This is a genomic window from Agromyces agglutinans, from assembly GCF_009647605.1.
Classification (GTDB): Bacteria; Actinomycetota; Actinomycetes; order Actinomycetales; family Microbacteriaceae; genus Agromyces; species Agromyces agglutinans.
This window is the reverse complement of sequence record NZ_WJIF01000015.1, coordinates 56,634-73,578: the sequence shown is the minus strand read 5'-3', so window position 1 is coordinate 73,578 and position 16,945 is coordinate 56,634. Positions and strand designations below refer to the sequence as shown.

At 72.4% G+C, this 16,945-nt stretch carries 20 protein-coding genes; 17 read left to right on the top strand and 3 right to left on the bottom strand.

From position 1 onward, the window contains the following. The 7 genes from GE115_RS17480 to GE115_RS17450 all read left to right on the top strand — a co-directional run. Positions 1 to 457: acyl-CoA carboxylase biotin carboxyl carrier protein subunit (locus tag GE115_RS17480; protein WP_153686037.1), on the top strand; the 457-nt coding region annotated here is incomplete at its 5' end. Then, complete coding sequence (locus tag GE115_RS17475; RefSeq protein ID WP_312855342.1) at positions 454 to 1,620, top strand: acyl-CoA dehydrogenase family protein; 1,167 nt, start codon at positions 454 to 456, stop codon at positions 1,618 to 1,620. The genes GE115_RS17480 and GE115_RS17475, both read left to right, overlap by 4 nt. A 10-nt stretch (positions 1,621 to 1,630) precedes the next feature. Then, positions 1,631 to 2,164 (top strand): MaoC family dehydratase, encoded by a 534-nt coding sequence (locus GE115_RS17470; protein WP_246190877.1) that lies wholly within the window; start codon positions 1,631 to 1,633, stop codon positions 2,162 to 2,164. Beyond that, a complete protein-coding gene (locus GE115_RS17465; RefSeq protein WP_153686036.1) occupies positions 2,161 to 2,988 on the top strand; it encodes an HpcH/HpaI aldolase/citrate lyase family protein in 828 nt (275 codons plus the stop codon). The genes GE115_RS17470 and GE115_RS17465 overlap by 4 nt, the downstream gene beginning before the upstream one ends. A gap of 121 nt (positions 2,989 to 3,109) precedes the next feature. Continuing rightward, positions 3,110 to 4,177, top strand: coding sequence for an aldo/keto reductase (locus GE115_RS17460; RefSeq protein ID WP_312855341.1), 1,068 nt, complete (start codon positions 3,110 to 3,112; stop codon positions 4,175 to 4,177). A 64-nt stretch (positions 4,178 to 4,241) separates the two neighbouring features. Further along, positions 4,242 to 5,627, top strand: coding sequence for a M16 family metallopeptidase (locus GE115_RS17455; protein ID WP_153686035.1), 1,386 nt, complete (start codon positions 4,242 to 4,244; stop codon positions 5,625 to 5,627). 74 nt (positions 5,628 to 5,701) lie between these two features. Further along, positions 5,702 to 6,304, top strand: coding sequence for a histidine phosphatase family protein (locus GE115_RS17450; RefSeq protein ID WP_312855340.1), 603 nt, complete (start codon positions 5,702 to 5,704; stop codon positions 6,302 to 6,304). A 9-nt stretch (positions 6,305 to 6,313) separates the two neighbouring features. On the opposite strand, the gene GE115_RS17445 is transcribed toward GE115_RS17450, so the two are convergent. Beyond that, the gene (locus tag GE115_RS17445) at positions 6,314 to 6,859 is read right to left on the bottom strand and encodes a GNAT family N-acetyltransferase (RefSeq protein WP_153686034.1); all 546 of its coding nucleotides are present in this window, start codon (positions 6,857 to 6,859) and stop codon (positions 6,314 to 6,316) included. An 80-nt stretch (positions 6,860 to 6,939) separates the two neighbouring features. Between GE115_RS17445 and dapB the strand changes: the two genes are divergently transcribed. Together dapB and GE115_RS17435 are read left to right on the top strand one after the other, a co-directional pair. Then, positions 6,940 to 7,692 carry a 4-hydroxy-tetrahydrodipicolinate reductase gene (gene dapB, locus GE115_RS17440; protein WP_312855339.1) on the top strand — a complete coding sequence of 251 codons (753 nt, stop codon included), beginning with the start codon at positions 6,940 to 6,942 and terminating at the stop codon, positions 7,690 to 7,692. Next, on the top strand, positions 7,689 to 8,129 hold the full coding sequence (locus GE115_RS17435) for a hypothetical protein (RefSeq protein ID WP_153686032.1): 441 nt from the start codon (positions 7,689 to 7,691) through the stop codon (positions 8,127 to 8,129). Before dapB ends, GE115_RS17435 begins: the two co-directional genes overlap by 4 nt. Here GE115_RS17435 and GE115_RS17430 read toward each other — a convergent pair. Beyond that, positions 8,101 to 9,006 (bottom strand): TIGR01777 family oxidoreductase, encoded by a 906-nt coding sequence (locus GE115_RS17430; RefSeq protein WP_312855338.1) that lies wholly within the window; start codon positions 9,004 to 9,006, stop codon positions 8,101 to 8,103. The two genes, GE115_RS17435 and GE115_RS17430, sit on opposite strands and share 29 nt — an antisense overlap. A 2-nt stretch (positions 9,007 to 9,008) precedes the next feature. Then, on the bottom strand, positions 9,009 to 9,434 hold the full coding sequence (locus GE115_RS17425; protein WP_153686030.1) for an OsmC family peroxiredoxin: 426 nt from the start codon (positions 9,432 to 9,434) through the stop codon (positions 9,009 to 9,011). 136 nt (positions 9,435 to 9,570) lie between these two features. Between GE115_RS17425 and GE115_RS17420 the strand changes: the two genes are divergently transcribed. From GE115_RS17420 to GE115_RS17390, 8 genes are all read left to right on the top strand, one after another. Further along, positions 9,571 to 10,389 carry a thymidylate synthase gene (locus GE115_RS17420; RefSeq protein ID WP_376765734.1) on the top strand — a complete coding sequence of 273 codons (819 nt, stop codon included), beginning with the start codon at positions 9,571 to 9,573 and terminating at the stop codon, positions 10,387 to 10,389. After that, positions 10,386 to 10,925, top strand: a complete 540-nt coding sequence (locus GE115_RS17415; RefSeq protein ID WP_153686029.1) for a dihydrofolate reductase — start codon at positions 10,386 to 10,388, stop codon at positions 10,923 to 10,925. Before GE115_RS17420 ends, GE115_RS17415 begins: the two co-directional genes overlap by 4 nt. A 219-nt stretch (positions 10,926 to 11,144) precedes the next feature. Next, a complete protein-coding gene (locus GE115_RS19315) occupies positions 11,145 to 12,017 on the top strand; it encodes a type IV toxin-antitoxin system AbiEi family antitoxin domain-containing protein (protein WP_376765733.1) in 873 nt (290 codons plus the stop codon). Continuing rightward, positions 12,014 to 12,187: a hypothetical protein gene (locus GE115_RS19310; protein WP_312855335.1), complete on the top strand. Its 174-nt coding sequence runs from the start codon at positions 12,014 to 12,016 to the stop codon at positions 12,185 to 12,187. Before GE115_RS19315 ends, GE115_RS19310 begins: the two co-directional genes overlap by 4 nt. A gap of 3 nt (positions 12,188 to 12,190) precedes the next feature. Continuing rightward, the gene (gene dapA / locus GE115_RS17405; protein ID WP_312855334.1) at positions 12,191 to 13,165 is read left to right on the top strand and encodes a 4-hydroxy-tetrahydrodipicolinate synthase; all 975 of its coding nucleotides are present in this window, start codon (positions 12,191 to 12,193) and stop codon (positions 13,163 to 13,165) included. Positions 13,166 to 13,237: 72 nt separating this feature from the next. Then, positions 13,238 to 14,914 carry a ribonuclease J gene (locus GE115_RS17400; protein ID WP_153686028.1) on the top strand — a complete coding sequence of 559 codons (1,677 nt, stop codon included), beginning with the start codon at positions 13,238 to 13,240 and terminating at the stop codon, positions 14,912 to 14,914. A gap of 210 nt (positions 14,915 to 15,124) precedes the next feature. Next, positions 15,125 to 16,201, top strand: a complete 1,077-nt coding sequence (locus GE115_RS17395) for a permuted SH3 domain-containing protein (protein ID WP_153686027.1) — start codon at positions 15,125 to 15,127, stop codon at positions 16,199 to 16,201. After that, the coding region (locus GE115_RS17390; RefSeq protein WP_246190876.1) for an ABC transporter ATP-binding protein at positions 16,198 to 16,945 on the top strand (748 nt) is incomplete at its 3' end. The genes GE115_RS17395 and GE115_RS17390, both read left to right, overlap by 4 nt.

Genomic DNA, 16,945 nt, shown 5'->3' with positions numbered 1-16,945 from the left:
CGCCGGCAGCGCGGCCGCGATCGCAGCTGACGGCACCGTCTGGGCGCACGCCGGCGGCCGCACCGCGGCGTTCCGCCCGATCGACCGCGCCTCCCGGCTCGCCGAGCGCCTCGCCCGGCTCGAGCGCGGCGGCACCGCCGACCCCGAGCTGCGCGCCCCGATGCCCGGCACCGTGACCGCCGTGTTCGTCGAGGACGGGGCATCCGTCGCCGCGGGCACCGCGATCCTCGCGATCGAGGCGATGAAGATGGAGCACCGCGTCGTCGCACCCGTCGACGGCGTGGCCCGCCTCGCCGTCTCCCGGGGCGAGCAGGTCTCGCGCGACCAGGCGGTCGCGCGGATCCACCCGGCGCCGACGGACGTGCCGCCCGAAGACCCGGCGCCCGAAGACCCCCACGAGGGACCCATCGACCACCCCCACGAGGCATCCGCCCGGAAAGCGAGGACCACGCCGTGAACTACGACCTGACTCCCGACGAGCAGGAGCTCTACGACCGCGTCGCCGAGTTCGCCGACACCGTCGTCGCTCCGGCGGCGTACGAGTACGACACGCAGCGCCGCCTGCCCGTCGAGATCATCGCGCAGATGGGCGACATGGGCCTGTTCGGGTTGCCGTTCCCGAAGGAGATCGGCGGCCAGGGTCGCAGCTACTTCGACCTGTGCCTCGCGGTCGAGGCGCTCGGTCGCGTCGACCAGTCGATCGGCGTCACCCTCGAAGCCGGCGTCGGGCTCGGCATGATGTCGATCTTCCGCTACGGCACCGAGGCGCAGCGCGCCGAGTTCCTGCCGGATCTCATCGCCGGCCGCGCGCTCGGCGGGTTCGGGCTCACCGAGGCGAGCGCGGGCTCCGACGCGGGCGCCACCAAGACCACGGCCGTGCTCGACGGCGACGAGTGGGTGATCAACGGGTCGAAGCAGTTCATCACGAACTCGGGCTCGCCCATCACGAAGCTCGTCACCATCATCGCGGTCACGGGCGAACGGACCCTCGCCGACGGCACGGTCAAGAAGGAGCTCTCCTCGATCATCGTGCCCAACGGCACCCCCGGCTTCGAGGTGGGCCCCGCCTACGACAAGGTCGGCTGGAACACGTCCGACACGCATCCGCTGACCTTCACCGACGTCAGGGTGCCGAAGGAGAACCTGCTGGGGGAGCGCGGGCGCGGCTACGCCAACTTCCTGCAGGCGCTCGACGAGGGACGCATCGCGTTCGCGGCGCTCGCGACGGGCGCGGCCCAGGGATGCCTCGAGCAGGCCCTGCGCTACGCGAAGGAACGCGTCGTGTTCGGCGAACCGATCGGGCGCAACCAGCACATCGCGTTCAAGATCGCGCGGATGCAGGCTCGCGTGCACCAGGCGCGGCTCGCCTGGCACGACGCGGCGCGCAAGCTCGATGCCGGCAAGCCCTTCAAGTTGGAGGCCTCGATCGCCAAGATGGTCTCGGGGGAGGCGGCGATGGACAATGCGCGCGATGCGACGCAGATCTTCGGCGGCTATGGATTCATGAACGAGAACGTCGTCGCCCGGCACTACCGGGACTCGAAGATCCTCGAGATCGGCGAGGGCACGACCGAGGTGCAGATGATGGTCATCACGCGAGAGCTCGGCCTCACGGCGTAGGAGGGTTGCGATGACGGACACGTCGCCGACGGATGCCCCGATGCGCGAGGTCGTGCAGCGGGGGCTCTGGTTCGAGGAGTTCGAGGAGGGCGTGCGCTACCTGCACCGCCCGGGGCGCACGGTCACCGAGGCCGACAACGTCCTGTTCACCACGCTGACGATGAACCCGCAGCCGTTGCACCTCGACCACGCGTTCTCGGCCGGCCAGCCGTTCGGGCGTCCGCTCGTGAACTCGCTGTTCACGCTGTCGACGCTCGTCGGGCAGTCGGTCGCGCAGTTGACGCTCGGCACCCTCGTGGCGAACCTCGGGTTCGGCGAGGTCGCCTTCCCGAACCCGGTGTTCACGGGCGACACGCTCTACGGCGAGAGCACGGTGGTGTCGAAGCGACTCTCGTCGTCGCGGCCGGGCGAGGGCGTCGTCACGCTCGCCCACACGGCGCGCAACCAGGACGGCGTCGTGGTCGCGACGGCGTCGCGCACGATGCTCGTGCAGACCCGCGAGGCCGGCGAGCGGGCGGCCGCGACCGATGGGGCCGGCGCATGAGCCGGCCGGGATTCCGATTCGGCCCGGCCCTGTTGTTCTGCCCGGCCGACCGGCCCGACCGCTACGAGAAGGCGCTCGCGCGCGCCGACGCCGTCATCCTCGATCTCGAGGACGCCGTCGCCGAGGACCGCAAGCAGGCGGCGCGCGACGCGCTCGTCGCGAACCCGATCGACCCCGAGCGCGTCATCGTGCGGCTGAATCCCGCGTCGACGCCGCATCGCGAGGCGGATGCCGCGGCGCTGGCCCGCACCGCGTATCGCACGGTCATGCTCGCCAAGTGCGACGGCACCGCCGACGTCGTGGGCCTCGACGACGTCGAGGTGATCCCGCTCTGCGAGACCGCCCGTGGCGTGCTCGCGGCCGATGCGCTGGCCGACCTGCCCAACGTGTCCGCCCTCATGTGGGGCGCGGAAGACCTCGTGGCCTCCACCGGCGGGTCGTCGAGCCGGCGCGACGACGGCCGGTACCGCGACCTCGCGCGGTTCGCGCGGGCGCAGGTGCTGGTCGCGGCGTCGGCGCACGGCGCCGCCGCCATCGACGCCGTGCACTTGGACCTCGACGACGTCGAGGGCCTCCGCGAGGAGGCGACGGATGCCGCGGCCCTCGGATTCGCCGCGACCGCGTGCGTGCACCCGTCGCAGGTCGACGTCGTGCGTGGCGCGTACCGGCCCGATGCGCAGCTGCTCGAGTGGGCCTCGGCCGTGCTCGCGGCGGCCGAGGGCGAGGACGGCGTGTTCGCGTTCCGCGGGCGCATGGTCGACGGGCCGATCCTGCGCCAGGCCGAGGCGGTCGTCCGGTCGGCGCGCACCTCCGGGCCGGCGTGACCCCCGTTCGGGAGGCCGATTCACCCGGCCAGCCAACGATTCGGTAACGGTTCACGCGTCGTTCGCTGTCCGGTCACCGGGCGCCACGTACGCTCGGAGCAATCCTGGGGAGGAGGAGCGCGTGACTGGTCGGCACACGATGACCCGCGATCGCGGCACGATGGTCGAAGACGACCACGTGGGGGAGATCGAGGCGGGCGACGCCTCGAGCACGGCGACGCACGTTCGGCATGCCATCGAGACGAACGCGTTCTCGGGGCCCATCACGGTCCCGCGGCGCGTGCTGCTCGGCGAGACCGGCATCGAGACGCATCCGCTCGTGCTCGGCGGCAGCGTGTTCGGGTGGACCCTCGGCGCCGAGGCGTCCGAAGCGGTGCTCGACCGGTTCGCCGCCCTCGGCGGCACCGTCATCGACACGGCCGACAGCTACGCGGCCGGCCGCAGCGAGTCCATCATCGGCAACTGGATGACCTCGCGCGGCACGCGCGACCGCATGGTCGTCGCGACGAAGGTCGGGCGCCACCACGACCGGCAGGGCCTCGCCCCCGAGACGGTGCGTGCGGCCGTCGACGACTCGCTCGCTCGACTGCACACGGATCGCATCGACCTGCTCCACCTGCACGGCGAGGACCCCGCGGTGCCCCTGGAGGAGACCCTCGGCGCGGTCGGCGCACTCATCGAGGCCGGCAAGGTGCGGGCACTCGGCGCCTCCGACTTCTCGCCCGAGCGGCTGATCGAGGCCCGAGTCCTCGCCGCCAACGGCCTGCCGCGCGTGCAGGCGATCACCACCCGCTACAGCCTCATGGAGCGGCGCCCCTTCGAGGGCGCGCCCGAACTCGTCGCGCACGCCCAGGGCCTCGCGGTGCTCCCGTACTTCCCGCTCGCGAACGGATTCCTCGGCGGCGGGGTGCGGCGCCGAGCCGACGTGCGGCACGACGCCCGGGGCGACCGAGTGGCCCGCCACCTCGGCCGTCGCGGCCACCGCGTGCTCGCCGCCGTCGACGAGATCGCGTTCGCACGGGGCATCCAGCCCGCGACCGTGGCGCTCGCGTGGCTGCTCGCCCGGCCGACCGTCGCGGCGCCGGTCGCCGGCGTCAGCCGGCCCGAGCAGCTCGAAGCGCTCCTCGCCGCGGCATCCGTCGAATTGCACCGTTCCGAGCTCGTCGAACTCGACCGCGCGTCGGCGTGAGGGCGCGCCGACCCTGACGACGGGAGCCGCCCGCAGGGGCGGCTCGTGACATAGGCTGGTCCGGATGAACGGCGCCGTCGAACTCCCGCTCGGAACGCCCGAGCTCGCATTCGAGGCCGCCGGCGACGCATTCGTCCGCCGGAGCCTCCTGCCCTCGGGGGTGCGGGTCCTCTCCGAACGCGTCCCCGGCGCGCGCAGCGCGACGATCGGGTTCTGGGTCGCGGTCGGCTCGCGCGACGAGCATCCGGCCGGAACGGGGCATCCCGCGACGTTCGGGTCCACCCACTTCCTCGAGCATCTGCTCTTCAAGGGCACGCGCACGCGCACGGCGCTCGAGATCGCGGTCTCCTTCGACGCCGTCGGCGGCGAGCACAACGCGCTCACCGCCAAGGAGTACACCTGCTACTACGCGAAGGTGCAGGACCGCGACGTGCCGATGGCGGTCGAGGTGCTCGCCGACATGTTCACCTCGTCGCTGCTCGACCCCGACGAGTTCGAGAACGAGCGCGGGGTGATCCTCGAGGAGCTCTCGATGGCCGGCGACGATCCCGCGGACGTCGCGAACGAACGCTTCTTCGAGGCCGTGCTCGGCGACCACGCGCTGGGCCGCCCGATCGGCGGCAGCCCCGAGACGATCCGGCAGGCGACACGCGAGGCGGTGCACGCCCACTACGTCGCGAACTACCGCCCGCAAGACCTGGTGGTCACCGTCGCGGGCGCCGTCGACCACGACCGCATCGTCGAGGCGCTCACGCGGGCGCTCGGCGCCGCCGGCTGGGATCTCGACCTGTCGGCGTCGCCCGACGCGCGGCGGTCGACCTCGCCCGCGCCGCTCGCGCCCCCGAAGCCGCTCACCGTCGTGCACCGGCCGATCGAGCAGGTGAACCTCCTGCTCGGCGTACCAGGGCTCGTCGCGACCGACGACCGGCGCTCGACCCTCAGCGTGCTCAACGCGATCTTCGGATCCGGCATGTCGTCGCGGCTGTTTCAGCAGGTGCGCGAGCGACGCGGCCTCGCGTACGCGGTCTACTCGTTCGGCCCCGCCTACTCCGACGCGGGCCTGTTCGGCATGTACGCGGGCTGCGCGCCCGCGAAGGCGCCCACCGTCGCCGCCCTCATGCGCTCCGAGCTCGAACGCGTCGCCGAACACGGCGTCACCGAGGAGGAGCTCTCCCGCGCCGCCGGCCAGCTCGGCGGCGCCTCGGCGCTCGCGCTCGAGGACTCCGACACCCGGATGTCCCGCCTCGGGCGGGCCGAGCTCACGCTCGGCGAGTTCCAGGACCTCGACGAGGCCCTCCGCCGCATCGCACTCGTCACCGGCGACGACGTGCAGGCGCTCGCCGCCGACTTCGCCGCGCGGCCCTTCTCGCTCGTCGCTGTCGGGGCGACCGACGAGGCGGCCTTCCGCGGCGTGGTCGACGAGACCGCGCCGACGACCGACGCCGCCTGAGCCGCCGGCACACCTCGCCCACGCACCGCCCACGCACCGCCTGACCGCTCCGCAACACAGGGAATCCCAACGACGTGACGCACCACCTCTACCTCGTCCGACACGGCGAGCAGCTCGACGCCGAACACGGCCTGCCCGATGGACCCCTCTCGCCGCGCGGTCGCCGCCAGGCCGAGGCGCTCGCCGAGCGACTCGGCGGCATCCCGTTCGACGCGGCCTGGCATTCGCCCCTCCAGCGAGCCAGCGAGACCGCGCAGATCATCGCCGCGAAGATGCCGGCGCTCGAACCCCAGCCGTCGGCGCTGTTGTTCGACTGCATCCCCTCGGGGCCCGCGGCCGAGACGCCGTCGGCCTACGACCCGTTCTTCGGCTCGGTCACCGAGGCCGAGATCGAGGCCGGGTCGGCGCAGATGGCCGACGCGGTCGCCGAGTTCCTGCGTTCGCACCGCGAAGACCGGCACGAGCTGCTGATCACGCACAACTTCGTGATCGGATGGTTCGTGCGCGAGGTGCTCGGTGCCCCCGATTGGCGGTGGGTGTCGATCAACCAGGCGAACTGCGGCCTGACCGTGCTCACGCAGAAGCCGGGCCGGCCCTGGAGTCTCGTCGTGCACAACGACCTCGCGCACCTGCCGCCCGAGCTGCGCACCGGGCTGCCCGAGCCGTTCGCGATCTGAGGCGGCCCGCTACCGCACGCGCTTGCCGTACCAGTTCGTCGCGTTCGGGTTGTCGTTGTACGGCTCGATGCTGACGTAGCCGGCCGAGCGGTAGAGCCCGCCCGCGGCTTCGAGGCTCGCATTCGTGTCGAGCACGAGCTCCTCGGCGCCGAAGTCGATCGCGCGACGCTCGAGCTCGGCCAGGAGCCGCTTGCCTTCGCCGTGGCCGCGAGCGGCCGGTCGCAGCCAGAGATGCTTGACCTCGTAGCGCACGAGACCCTCGGGGGAGGGGGCGATCCGGCGCACGCCGCCGCAGCCGACGGGCACGGGTCCGGCGCCGTCTTCGGCGACGCGACCCTCGTCGACCTCCTCGACCTCCTCGACCTCCTCGACCACCTCGACCTCCTCGACCACGAGGAACACGCCCGCCGGCGCGACGAACTGCTCGGGGGCCGGGAAGGTCGGGCGGTACACGCCCTGCTCGGGCGGGAAGCCGGCGGCGCGCTCGCCGAAGTAGTCGGCCAGCAGGGCATGGGCGTCGGCATCGGTCACGGCCGCATCGCGGAAGCGCAGCATGCAGCCAGCCTATGACGGCGGCGGGGCCGCGGCCGCCGCACGCCGGAGAGGCCGCAGCCACCGTTGGTAGGCTCGGACCCGTGACGATTCGAGTCGCCGTGGTCGGTGCCACGGGCAAGATGGGCCAGCTCGCACTCCGACTCATCGAGGAGGCCGACGACCTCGAACCGTTCGCGGCCCTCGACTCGCGGTCGAGCCTCGACGAGCTCGACGGCGCCGACGTCGCGATCGACCTCACCCATCCCGGTGCGAGCGGCGAGATCGTCGCGCACGCGATCGCCGCCCGGGTGCCGGTCGTGGTCGGCACGTCGGGCTGGTCGGTCGATCGCATCGCCGACATCCGGCGCCGACACCGTGAGACCGACGGCGCGCGTGCCGTGCTCTTCGTGCCGAACTTCTCGATCGGCAGCGTGCTCGGCAGCGCGTTCGCCGCCATGGCCGCGCCGTTCTTCGAGTCGATCGAGATCGTCGAGGCGCATCACGCGGGCAAGGTCGACTCGCCGTCGGGCACCGCGGTGCGCACCGCCGAGCTCATGGCCGACGCGCGCGGCACCGACGGTCCCGTCGCAGCGCCGCACGCCGACCAGCGCGCGAGGGGCCAGCTCGTCGCGGGCGTGCCCGTGCACAGCCTGCGCCTGTCGGGCCTGCTCGCCGAGCAGCGCGTGGTGCTGGGCGGCGACGGAGAGACCCTGAGCATCGTGCACACGACGATCTCGCCGAGCTCCTACGAGGCCGGCATCCTGCTCGCCCTGCGCAGCGCCCCCGGACGTGAGGGCGTCACCGTGGGGCTCGACGCGCTGCTCGACCTCGGCCTGCCCGCGGGCGAGCGATGAAGGGCCGCACCGCCGCCGTCGTCATGGCGGTGCTGCTCGCGCTGTACCTCGTGCTCGTCGGCTGGCGCGCCGTGCAGTTCATGCTGACCGGTGATCCGATCGCCGTGGCGATGGGCGTCGCGCTCATCGTGCTACCCGTCCTGGGCGCGTGGGCGCTCTGGCGCGAGATCGACTTCGGCATCCGCTCGCAGCAGGTCGTGCGCCGACTCGACGACGAGGGCGGCATCGACCTCGGCCTGCCGGTCTCGCCCTCGGGCCGCATCGAGCGCGACGCCGCCGACGGCGCGTTCGAGCGCTTCCGCGCCGACGTCGAGGCCGAACCCGAGTCCTGGCGCGCCTGGCTCCGGCTCGGACTCGTCTACGACGCAGCCGGCGACCGGCGCCGTGCACGCCGGGCCGTGCGCCGGGCTATCGAACTGGAACGCGCGGAGCGCTGAGCATCTGCTCGATCGCGGCCTCGCACGTCTCGTGCTCGAAGACGAACCCGTCGTGCAGCAGGCGTTCGGGACGCACCTTCTGGCTCGCGAGCAGCAGTTCGTCGGCCGCGGTGCCGAGCGCGAACTCGAGCAGCTTCTCGGGCACGGACACGGCGTAGGGACGATGCATCCGTTCGGCCAGATGCGACATGATCCGGTCGGCGGTCGCCGGCGTCGGGCCGGCGAGGTTGACGGCGCCCGAGAGGGGTGACTCGAGCAGGTGCTCGATCGCGCGCACCTCGTCGTCGAGCGAGATCCACGCCCAGTTCTGGCCGCCGGTGCCGAGCCTGCCCGAGACGCCGAGCTTCGTGAGCGCGGCGATGCGCCGCATCGCCCCGCCCCGCCCGACCACCACGCCGCTGCGGAAGGTCACCGTGCGCGTCTGGTCGGGAGCGAGCGCCGCGGCGCGTTCCCATCGGTCGACGACGTCGGCGAGGAAGCCCGTGCCCGCGGGCGCGGACTCGCCGAGCGCCTCGCCGGGGCGGTCGCCGTAGTACCCGACCGCCGAGGCGTTCAGGAACACGGCGGGCGGCCGCCGTGACTTGCGCATCGCGTCGGCGAGGGTGCGCGTGGCCGTGATCCGCGACGCGAGGATCTCGTCGCGGTAGCGCGAGGTCCACGGCAGGTGGGCCAGCGAAGCGCCCGACAGGTTCACGACCGCGTCGACGCGGTCCATGATCGTGAAGTCGATGATGCCCGCCGCGGGCGACCAGGCCAGTTCATCGGCCGACTCGGCGCGTCGACGGACGAGCCGCACCACGTCGTGACCCGACTCGGCGAGGCGTCCGAGGAGCGCGGTTCCGATGAAGCCGGATGCCCCGGCGACGAGCACCCGCACCGTCAGGCGAGTTCGGCTTCGATCGTGATCGGGATGCCCGCCAGGGCCTGCGAGATCGGGCAGTTGCGCTTCGCGTCATCGGCGAACGCCTCGAACTCCGCCTCGGTGAGACCGGGCACGCGGGCGCTGACGAGCAGGTGGCTGCCGAGCACGCCCTTGCCGGCCTCGAAGGTCACGGCCGCCGTCGTCTGGATGCTGTCGGGCGTGTGCCCGGCGCCCGTGAGCGCGTGCGAGAGCGCCATCGAGAAGCACGACGAGTGCGCGGCCGCGAGGAGCTCCTCGGGCGTCGTCGTCGTCGCCGCGCCCTCGGCTCGCGCCTTCCAGTTCACGGGGAACGAGGCGAGCTTCGACGAATCGAGCGCCACCTCGCCGGAACCCTCGGTCAGCGATCCCGACCAGACGGTGGTCGATTCACTCGTGACAGCCATGCGTCCTCCTCATCCAGCCGGAGCGCCCAGCCTATCGACGTGTGCGCGGCGCGGGTAGGGGCCGTGCCGCGCGCGGCGCATCCCGCACCGGCTCCCCGCGCGCGGTGCACCCCGGCGTGAGGCATCCGCGGTTAGCATCGAAGACGTGAGCCAGGCGATCGCGACCCCGTACGAAGACCTCCTGCGCGACACCCTCGCGCACGGCGTCCATAAGGACGACCGCACCGGCACCGGCACGACCAGCGTGTTCGGTCGGCAGATCCGGTTCGACCTCTCGCAGGGGTTCCCGCTCATCACGACCAAGCGCGTGCACTTCAAGTCGATCGCGTACGAGCTGCTCTGGTTCCTGCAGGGTTCGTCGAACGTCGGCTGGCTGCAGGAGCGCGGCGTGACGATCTGGGACGAGTGGGCCGACGAACGCGGCGAGCTCGGCCCCGTGTACGGCGTGCAGTGGCGGTCGTGGCCGTCGCCCGGCGGCGAGGCGATCGACCAGATCTCGCAGGTCGTCGAGCAGATCCGCACCAACCCCGATTCGCGCCGACTCATCGTGTCGGCCTGGAACCCGGCCGACATCCCCGACATGGCACTCGCGCCGTGCCACGCGCTGTTCCAGTTCTACGTCGCCGACGGGCGCCTGTCGTGCCAGCTCTACCAGCGCAGCGCCGATCTCTTCCTCGGCGTGCCGTTCAACATCGCCTCGTACGCCCTGCTCACGATGATGGTCGCGCAGCAGACCGGCCTCGAGCCCGGCGACTTCGTCTGGACGGGCGGCGACTGCCACATCTACGACAACCATCGCGAGCAGGTCGCCGAGCAGCTCTCACGCGACCCGTATCCCTACCCGACCCTCGAGTTCCGGCGTCGCCCGCCGAGCATCTTCGACTACGAATACGAGGACTTCGAGGTGCGCGACTACGTGCACCACCCCGCGATCCGCGCGGCCGTCGCCGTATGACGGCAGAGGCGCCGGCGACCGGCGCGGTCGCGGGCTCAGGTCCGGCCGTCGGGCTGGTCTGGGCGCAGGCGCGCGGGGGAGTGATCGGGGCCGCGGGCGGCATGCCCTGGCACGTGCCCGAGGACCTCGCGCACTTCAAGGCCGTGACGATGGGCGCCCCCGTCGTCATGGGCCGCAAGACCTGGGACTCGCTGCCGCCGCGATTCCGCCCGCTCGGGGGGCGCACGAACGTGGTCGTGACGCGGCAGCGCGACTGGTCGGCCGACGGCGCACGGCGCGCGGCGTCGCTCGACGAGGCGCTGCAGGCGGTGGCGGATGCCCCGCGCGTCTGGGTGATCGGCGGCGCCGAGCTGTTCGCGCTCGCGCTCCCGCTCGCCGACCGCCTCGAGGTCACCGAGCTCGACCTCGGCGTCGACGGCGACACGTTCGCGCCCGCGATCGACGACCGCTGGCGGCTCGCGGGTGCCGACCCCGCCGACGGATGGCACGCCTCTCGCGGCGGCATCCGCCACCGCTTCCTCACCTACCTGCGCTGAGGCGCGTCGCGCGCCCGCGCGCAGCGCGCAGCGCGTCGGGCCTACTCGAGCGAGGTGAAGGAGATTCCGGGTGACACGCCGAGTCCCTCCGGCGCGCCGCCCGGAATCTCCTTCACCTCGCGCGTCCGACCCGTCCTCGACAGGTGCCGAGTGGTTCGGGTTCTCCAGATTCTCGAGCCCGAGCCCCCGCGCTCGCCGTCGCCGGGCGAGCCTCGACCGGTGATCACCGAATCCCACCTCATTCATCGTGCATGCAGCGATCTCGGGGGAGTCGCCCGCGCGTGCGACCTGGCCGCCTACGGTGTTCCAAGACGAGCATTCGAACGAGCCGTTCGCGACGGCGTGCTCCTGCGCCTCCGGCCCGGAATCTACGCCGTCCCCGAGACATCCCGCCCGATCGTCGAAGCGGTGCGGCACGGCGGCGTGATCGGGTGCGTCACCGTCGCCCAGGCCGAGGGTCTGTGGGTGCTCGCGGAGCATCCCGGCATCCATGTCTCGATGCGGCCGAACGGCCGCGCGCGACCGCATGCCGACTGCGCGTGCGTCGTGCACTGGAACGCTCGATCTCGGCACGAGGTATCCGTCCCGCTCGCGGAGGCCCTCGTCCAGATATTCGGATGCCTCGGCCCCGAGCAGTTCTTCGTCTGCCTCGAGTCGGCGATGCGCCGACGCGCCATCGACCGCCGCGGTCTGGCCGGCATCCGCCGGGCCGTCCCGGCGCCGGCGCGGCGGCTGGTCGACTTCGCGAGGTGGGATGCCGACAGCGGGCTCGAGTCGCTCCTGCGCCTTCGGCTTCGAGAGCTCGGCATCGAGCTCTCCGCCCAGGTGGACGTGCCGGGTGTCGGCCGCGTCGACTTCGTCCTCGGTGACCGCCTCATCCTCGAGGTCGACGGCCGAGACGGCCACGACGGGCCATCGAACCGCCACAAGGACCGCGTCCGCGACGTCGTCGCGGCTGCCCATGGCTTCGACACGCTGCGGTTCGACTATGCGCTCGTGGTGCACGAGTGGCCGCTCGTCAGGGATGCGATCCTCGCGAAGATCGACCGCGGGCTCCATCTCGCCCCGGCCAGGCCGTCCCGCGCACGGTGAAGGAGTTCGGGCTCGACACGCCGGGCCGGCCGGGCGCGCCGCGCGAGAACTCCTTCGACCTGCGCATCCGAGGCGAGTGGCTGGTCGACGACGCGACGCTCCCGACCGACCGGCGCGCCGCCGGGACCAACCGCCGCGCCGCCGCGGCCGCCCGAACCGATAGCCTGTAGGGCGTGACTTCAGGAAACCCCTTCGGACAGGTGCTCGTCGCGCTCGTCACGCCGTTCACGGCTGACGGCGAGGTCGATTGGCCCGGGGTCGAGAAGCACATCGACGACGTGATCGCGGCGGGCGCCGACGGCATCGTCGTCACGGGCACCACCGGTGAGACGTCGACCCTCACCGACCCCGAGAAGATCCGCCTCGTCGAGGTCGGCAAGGACGTCGCGGCCGGCCGGGCGAAGATCATCACGGGCGGCGGCTCGAACGAGACCGCCCACGCGATCGAGCTGTACAGGCACTCCGAGCAGGCCGGCGCCGACGGCATCATGATCGTCACGCCGTACTACAACAAGCCGACCCAGGCCGGCATCCTCACGCACTTCCGCATGGTCGCCGACGCGACCGACCTGCCGGTGATCCTGTACGACATCCCGGGCCGCACCGGGGTGCCGATCCAGTACGAGACGATCCTGCGGCTCGCGAAGCATCCGAACATCCTCGCCGTCAAGGATGCGAAGGGCAGCTTCAGCGAGGTCAGCCGCGTACTGAACCAGACCGACCTGATGTACTTCTCGGGCGACGACGCGAACATCCTGCCGCACCTCTCGATCGGCGCGACCGGCCTCATCGGCGTGACGGCCAACATCGCGCCGGCGCCGTACCGCACGATGGTCGACGCCGTGAACCGGGGCGACCTCAAGGCCGCGACCGAGGCGCACCGGCAGCTCGAGCCGCTCGTGCGCGCGGTCATGACGCACGTGCCCGGCACGGTCGCGGCGAAGTACATCCTGCACGGCCTCGGCCGCATCTCGAGCCCGCGCGTGCGCCTGCCGCTCGTCGGCCCCGAGGAGTGGGAGGCCGCGCTCATCGAAGACGAGATCGACCACGTCCGGGGCATCCCGGGCGTCGACTTCCAGAACTTCCGGCCCGACCGCAACGCCGCCGCAGGTGGCGCGCTGCCCAAGGTCGCCGGTACCACCCGCTGAATCCGGCGGGGTCCGAAGCATCCGCGGCGCGCGTGCGCCGCACAACTGCACACCGAAAGACAAGGGGGGCTCATGCCCGACGTCGTCATCGATCCCGCGCCGCTCGAGGCCGGGACGCTCCGCATCATCCCGATCGGCGGCCTGGGGGAGGTCGGCCGCAACATGACGAGCTACGAGCTCGACGGCCGCATCCTCATCGTCGACTGCGGCGTGCTCTTCCCGGAAGAGCACCAGCCGGGCGTCGACCTGATCCTGCCCGACTTCGGGTTCCTGCGGGACCGCCTCGACGACATCGTCGGCGTGGTGCTCACGCACGGCCACGAAGACCACATCGGCGCGGTGCCGTACCTGCTGAAGCTGCGCGCCGACATCCCGCTGATCGGGTCGACGCTGACGCTCGCGCTCGTGGAGGCGAAGCTCAAGGAGCACCGCATCCAGCCGTACAGCCTGACCGTCGCCGAGGGCCAGCACGAGACGCTCGGGCCGTTCGACCTCGAGTTCATCGCGGTGAACCACTCGATCCCCGACGCGCTCGCCGTGGCGATCAAGACGCGTGCGGGCACCGTGCTCGCGACCGGCGACTTCAAGATGGACCAGCTGCCGCTCGACGGCCGGCTCACCGACCTGCGCGAGTTCGCACGGCTCGGCGAAGAGGGTGTCGACCTGTTCATGGTCGATTCCACGAACGCGGATGTCCCGGGCTTCACGCCGCTCGAGCGCGAGATCGGTCCCGTGCTCGACCAGGTCATCTCGCGCGCGACGAAGAAGGTCGTCGTCGCGAGCTTCTCGAGCCACGTCCACCGCGTGCAGCAGGTGCTCGATGCCGCGCACGCGAACGGGCGCCGCGTGGCACTGCTCGGCCGCAGCATGGTGCGCAACATGACGATCGCCGAGAACCTCGGCTACCTGCGCGTGCCCGAGGGCGTGCTCGTCGACTACAAGAAGGCCGGCGACATCCCCGACGACCGCATCGTCTACATGTCGACGGGTTCGCAGGGCGAGCCGATGGCGGTGCTCAGCCGCATGGCGAACCGCGACCACCAGATCGAGGTCGGCGAGGGCGACACGGTCATCCTCGCGTCGAGCCTGATCCCGGGCAACGAGAACGCCGTGTACCGCGTGATCGACGGGCTCACGAAGCTCGGCGCCAACGTGGTGCACAAGGCCAACGCGAAGGTGCACGTCTCGGGGCACGCGGCGGCGGGCGAGCTGCTCTACTGCTACAACATCCTGAAGCCGCGCAACGTCCTGCCGATCCACGGCGAGTACCGGCACCTCGTCGCGAACGCGAAGCTCGCGCGCGACACCGGCATCCCCGAGGAGCGCACGTTCCTCAGCGAGAACGGCACGGTGTTCGACCTGCGCGACGGCGACATGCGCGTCGCCGGCCAGCTCGACCTCGGCTTCGTGTACGTCGATGGCTCGACCGTGGGCGAGATCACCGATGCCGACCTCAAGGACCGTCGGATCCTCGCCGAGGAGGGCTTCATCTCGGTCATCGTCGTCGTCGACGCGACGACCGGGCGGGTCATCAGCGGCCCCGAGATCCACGCGCGCGGCTTCGCCGAGGACGACGCCGTGTTCGAGGACGTCAAGCCGAAGATCGTCCAGGCGCTGGCGGATGCCGCGCGCGACGGCGTGCGCGACCAGCACGGCCTGCAGCAGTTGGTGCGCCGGACCCTCGGCACGTGGGTGAGCCGGCGGCTGCGCCGCCGGCCGATGCTCGTGCCGCTGGTCATCGAGGCGTAGCCGAGAGGGGCGCCGCCGGCACGGCGTCGGCGTCGCGCCGGCGCGACGCTGTCGCGCCGGCCGTCGCTCCCACCAGCGCCGCGACCTCCGCCGCCGGCATCGGGGACATCCCGGAATCCACCCCGAGAGGGATATCCGCGGGATGCCCCGGCTCCCTATGATCGGAACGCCCGGCACCCTTCGAACCCCCGGGCGACCCGAAGGAGTGCCGTGGGCGTCTGGCGCAAGTGGATCTTCCCGACCGTGCGGATCGTGCTCGTGGCGGTGATCGCGGTCGCGCTCGCCAAGCTCGCGTTCTTCCCCGACCGCGAGGCGACCGCCCCCGATGCGCTGGTGCCGACCGGCACGGTGACCGAGCCCGAGGTGCCGGTCGTGCGCGGCTCGATCGCCAACGACCTGGTGCTGACCGGCACGGTCAACGCCGATCCCGCCGTCCCGGTGAAGGCGGTGGCGACGGGCACGGTCGACGAGGTCTTCGTCGCGGTCGGCGCGCAGGTCTCCGCGGGGCAGGTGCTGTACGACGTGAAGGTGCCCGACGAGGTCGAGCCCGTCGAGCCGGTCGCGCAGCCCGGGCCCGACGGGATGCCGGTCGTGACGGTGCCGCGCGCGACGTTCCACTTCGAGAAGGTGCTGGCGCCGGCCGCGGGGGTGCTCTCGGCGCTCGACGTGATCGTGGGCCAGCCGGTGGCGACGGGCGACGTGACCGGCCAGGTCGCGCCGCCGAGCTTCAACGTGACCGCCTCGCTCAGCCCGGCGCAGCAGTACCGCCTCACGAGCGCGCCCACCGAGGCGCTCGTGACGATCGCGGGAGGCCCTGCGCCGTTCGCGTGCGGCGGGCTCTCGATCTCGACGCCCGTCTCCGGCGCGGGCGGCGCCGGTGGGGGCGGCGTCACCACGGGCGTCGGCGATGCCGGCGCTGCGCCCGCCGGGGGAGGAGCCGGCACGACGGTCCGCTGCGTCGTGCCCGGCGACGTCCGCGTGTTCGCGGGGCTTTCGGCCCAGGTCACGATCTCCGCGGGCAGCGCGGCGGACGTGCTCGTCGTACCCATCACGGCCGTCGAGGGAGGCGCCGAGAGCGGCGTCGTCTGGAAGGTCGCCGACGGCGAGCGGGTCGAGCAGCCGGTGCGGCTGGGACTGACGGACGGCAGCCAGGTCGAGGTGGTCGAGGGCCTGGCCGAGGGCGACCTCGTGCTGCAGTTCGTGCCCGGTGCGCCCGCGCAGGGCCCGGGTGAGGGCTGCGTCACGATGCCCGACGGCTCGATGACCTGCGGAACCATCGGTCGATGAGGCTCGTCGAGGCCCGCGGTGTGGGCCGCACGGTCGCGCTGCCCGACGGCCGCCCGCTGACGATCCTCTCGGGCGTCGACCTCGACGTCGACGAGGGCGACGGGGTCTCGATCGTCGGCCGGTCGGGTTCGGGCAAGTCGACGCTGCTGAACCTGCTGGGCCTGCTCGACGTGCCGACCGAGGGTGCGCTCGCGTGCCTCGGGCACGACGTGCGCAAGCTCGGCAGCGGCGGGCGCGACCGGATGCGCGGTCGCGAGATCGGCTTCGTGTTCCAGCAGTTCAACCTGCTCCCCGGGCGCACGGCGCTCGAGAACGTGCAGACGCCGCTGCTGTACTCGGGCGGCCGCGAGTTCTGGCGCCGCGAGCGCATCGCGACCGACATGCTCGAACGCGTCGGACTCGGCGACCGGCTGACGACGAAGCCCGAGCGGCTCTCGGGCGGCGAGCAGCAGCGCGTGGCGATCGCCCGCGCGCTCGTGCGTCGCCCGCGCCTCATCCTGGCCGACGAGCCGACCGGCGCACTCGACCTGGAGACGGGCGCGGAGGTGATGGCGCTCATCGAGTCCGTCGCCGCCGAGACCGGCGCCGCGCTCGTCACGATCACCCACGATCCGGCGATCGCGGCGCGCGCGAACCGGCACTTCCGCCTGGTCTCGGGCCGGTTGCACGAGACGGATGCCTCGGGCGCGACGCCCGTGGCATCCGTCATGCCGCCCGCCGACGCCGATGCCGACGCCGATGCCG

What these genes read in the sequence shown, in the direction of transcription:
- GE115_RS17470 (WP_246190877.1), top strand. Translation starts at nt 1,631, where the DNA reads ATGACGGACACGTCGCCGACGGATGCCCCGATGCGCGAGGTCGTGCAG.
- GE115_RS17465 (WP_153686036.1), top strand. Translation starts at nt 2,161, where the DNA reads ATGAGCCGGCCGGGATTCCGATTCGGCCCGGCCCTGTTGTTCTGCCCG.
- GE115_RS17455 (WP_153686035.1), top strand. Translation starts at nt 4,242, where the DNA reads ATGAACGGCGCCGTCGAACTCCCGCTCGGAACGCCCGAGCTCGCATTC.
- GE115_RS17445 (WP_153686034.1), bottom strand. Translation starts at nt 6,859, where the DNA reads ATGCTGCGCTTCCGCGATGCGGCCGTGACCGATGCCGACGCCCATGCC.
- GE115_RS17435 (WP_153686032.1), top strand. Translation starts at nt 7,689, where the DNA reads ATGAAGGGCCGCACCGCCGCCGTCGTCATGGCGGTGCTGCTCGCGCTG.
- GE115_RS17425 (WP_153686030.1), bottom strand. Translation starts at nt 9,434, where the DNA reads ATGGCTGTCACGAGTGAATCGACCACCGTCTGGTCGGGATCGCTGACC.
- GE115_RS17415 (WP_153686029.1), top strand. Translation starts at nt 10,386, where the DNA reads ATGACGGCAGAGGCGCCGGCGACCGGCGCGGTCGCGGGCTCAGGTCCG.
- GE115_RS17400 (WP_153686028.1), top strand. Translation starts at nt 13,238, where the DNA reads ATGCCCGACGTCGTCATCGATCCCGCGCCGCTCGAGGCCGGGACGCTC.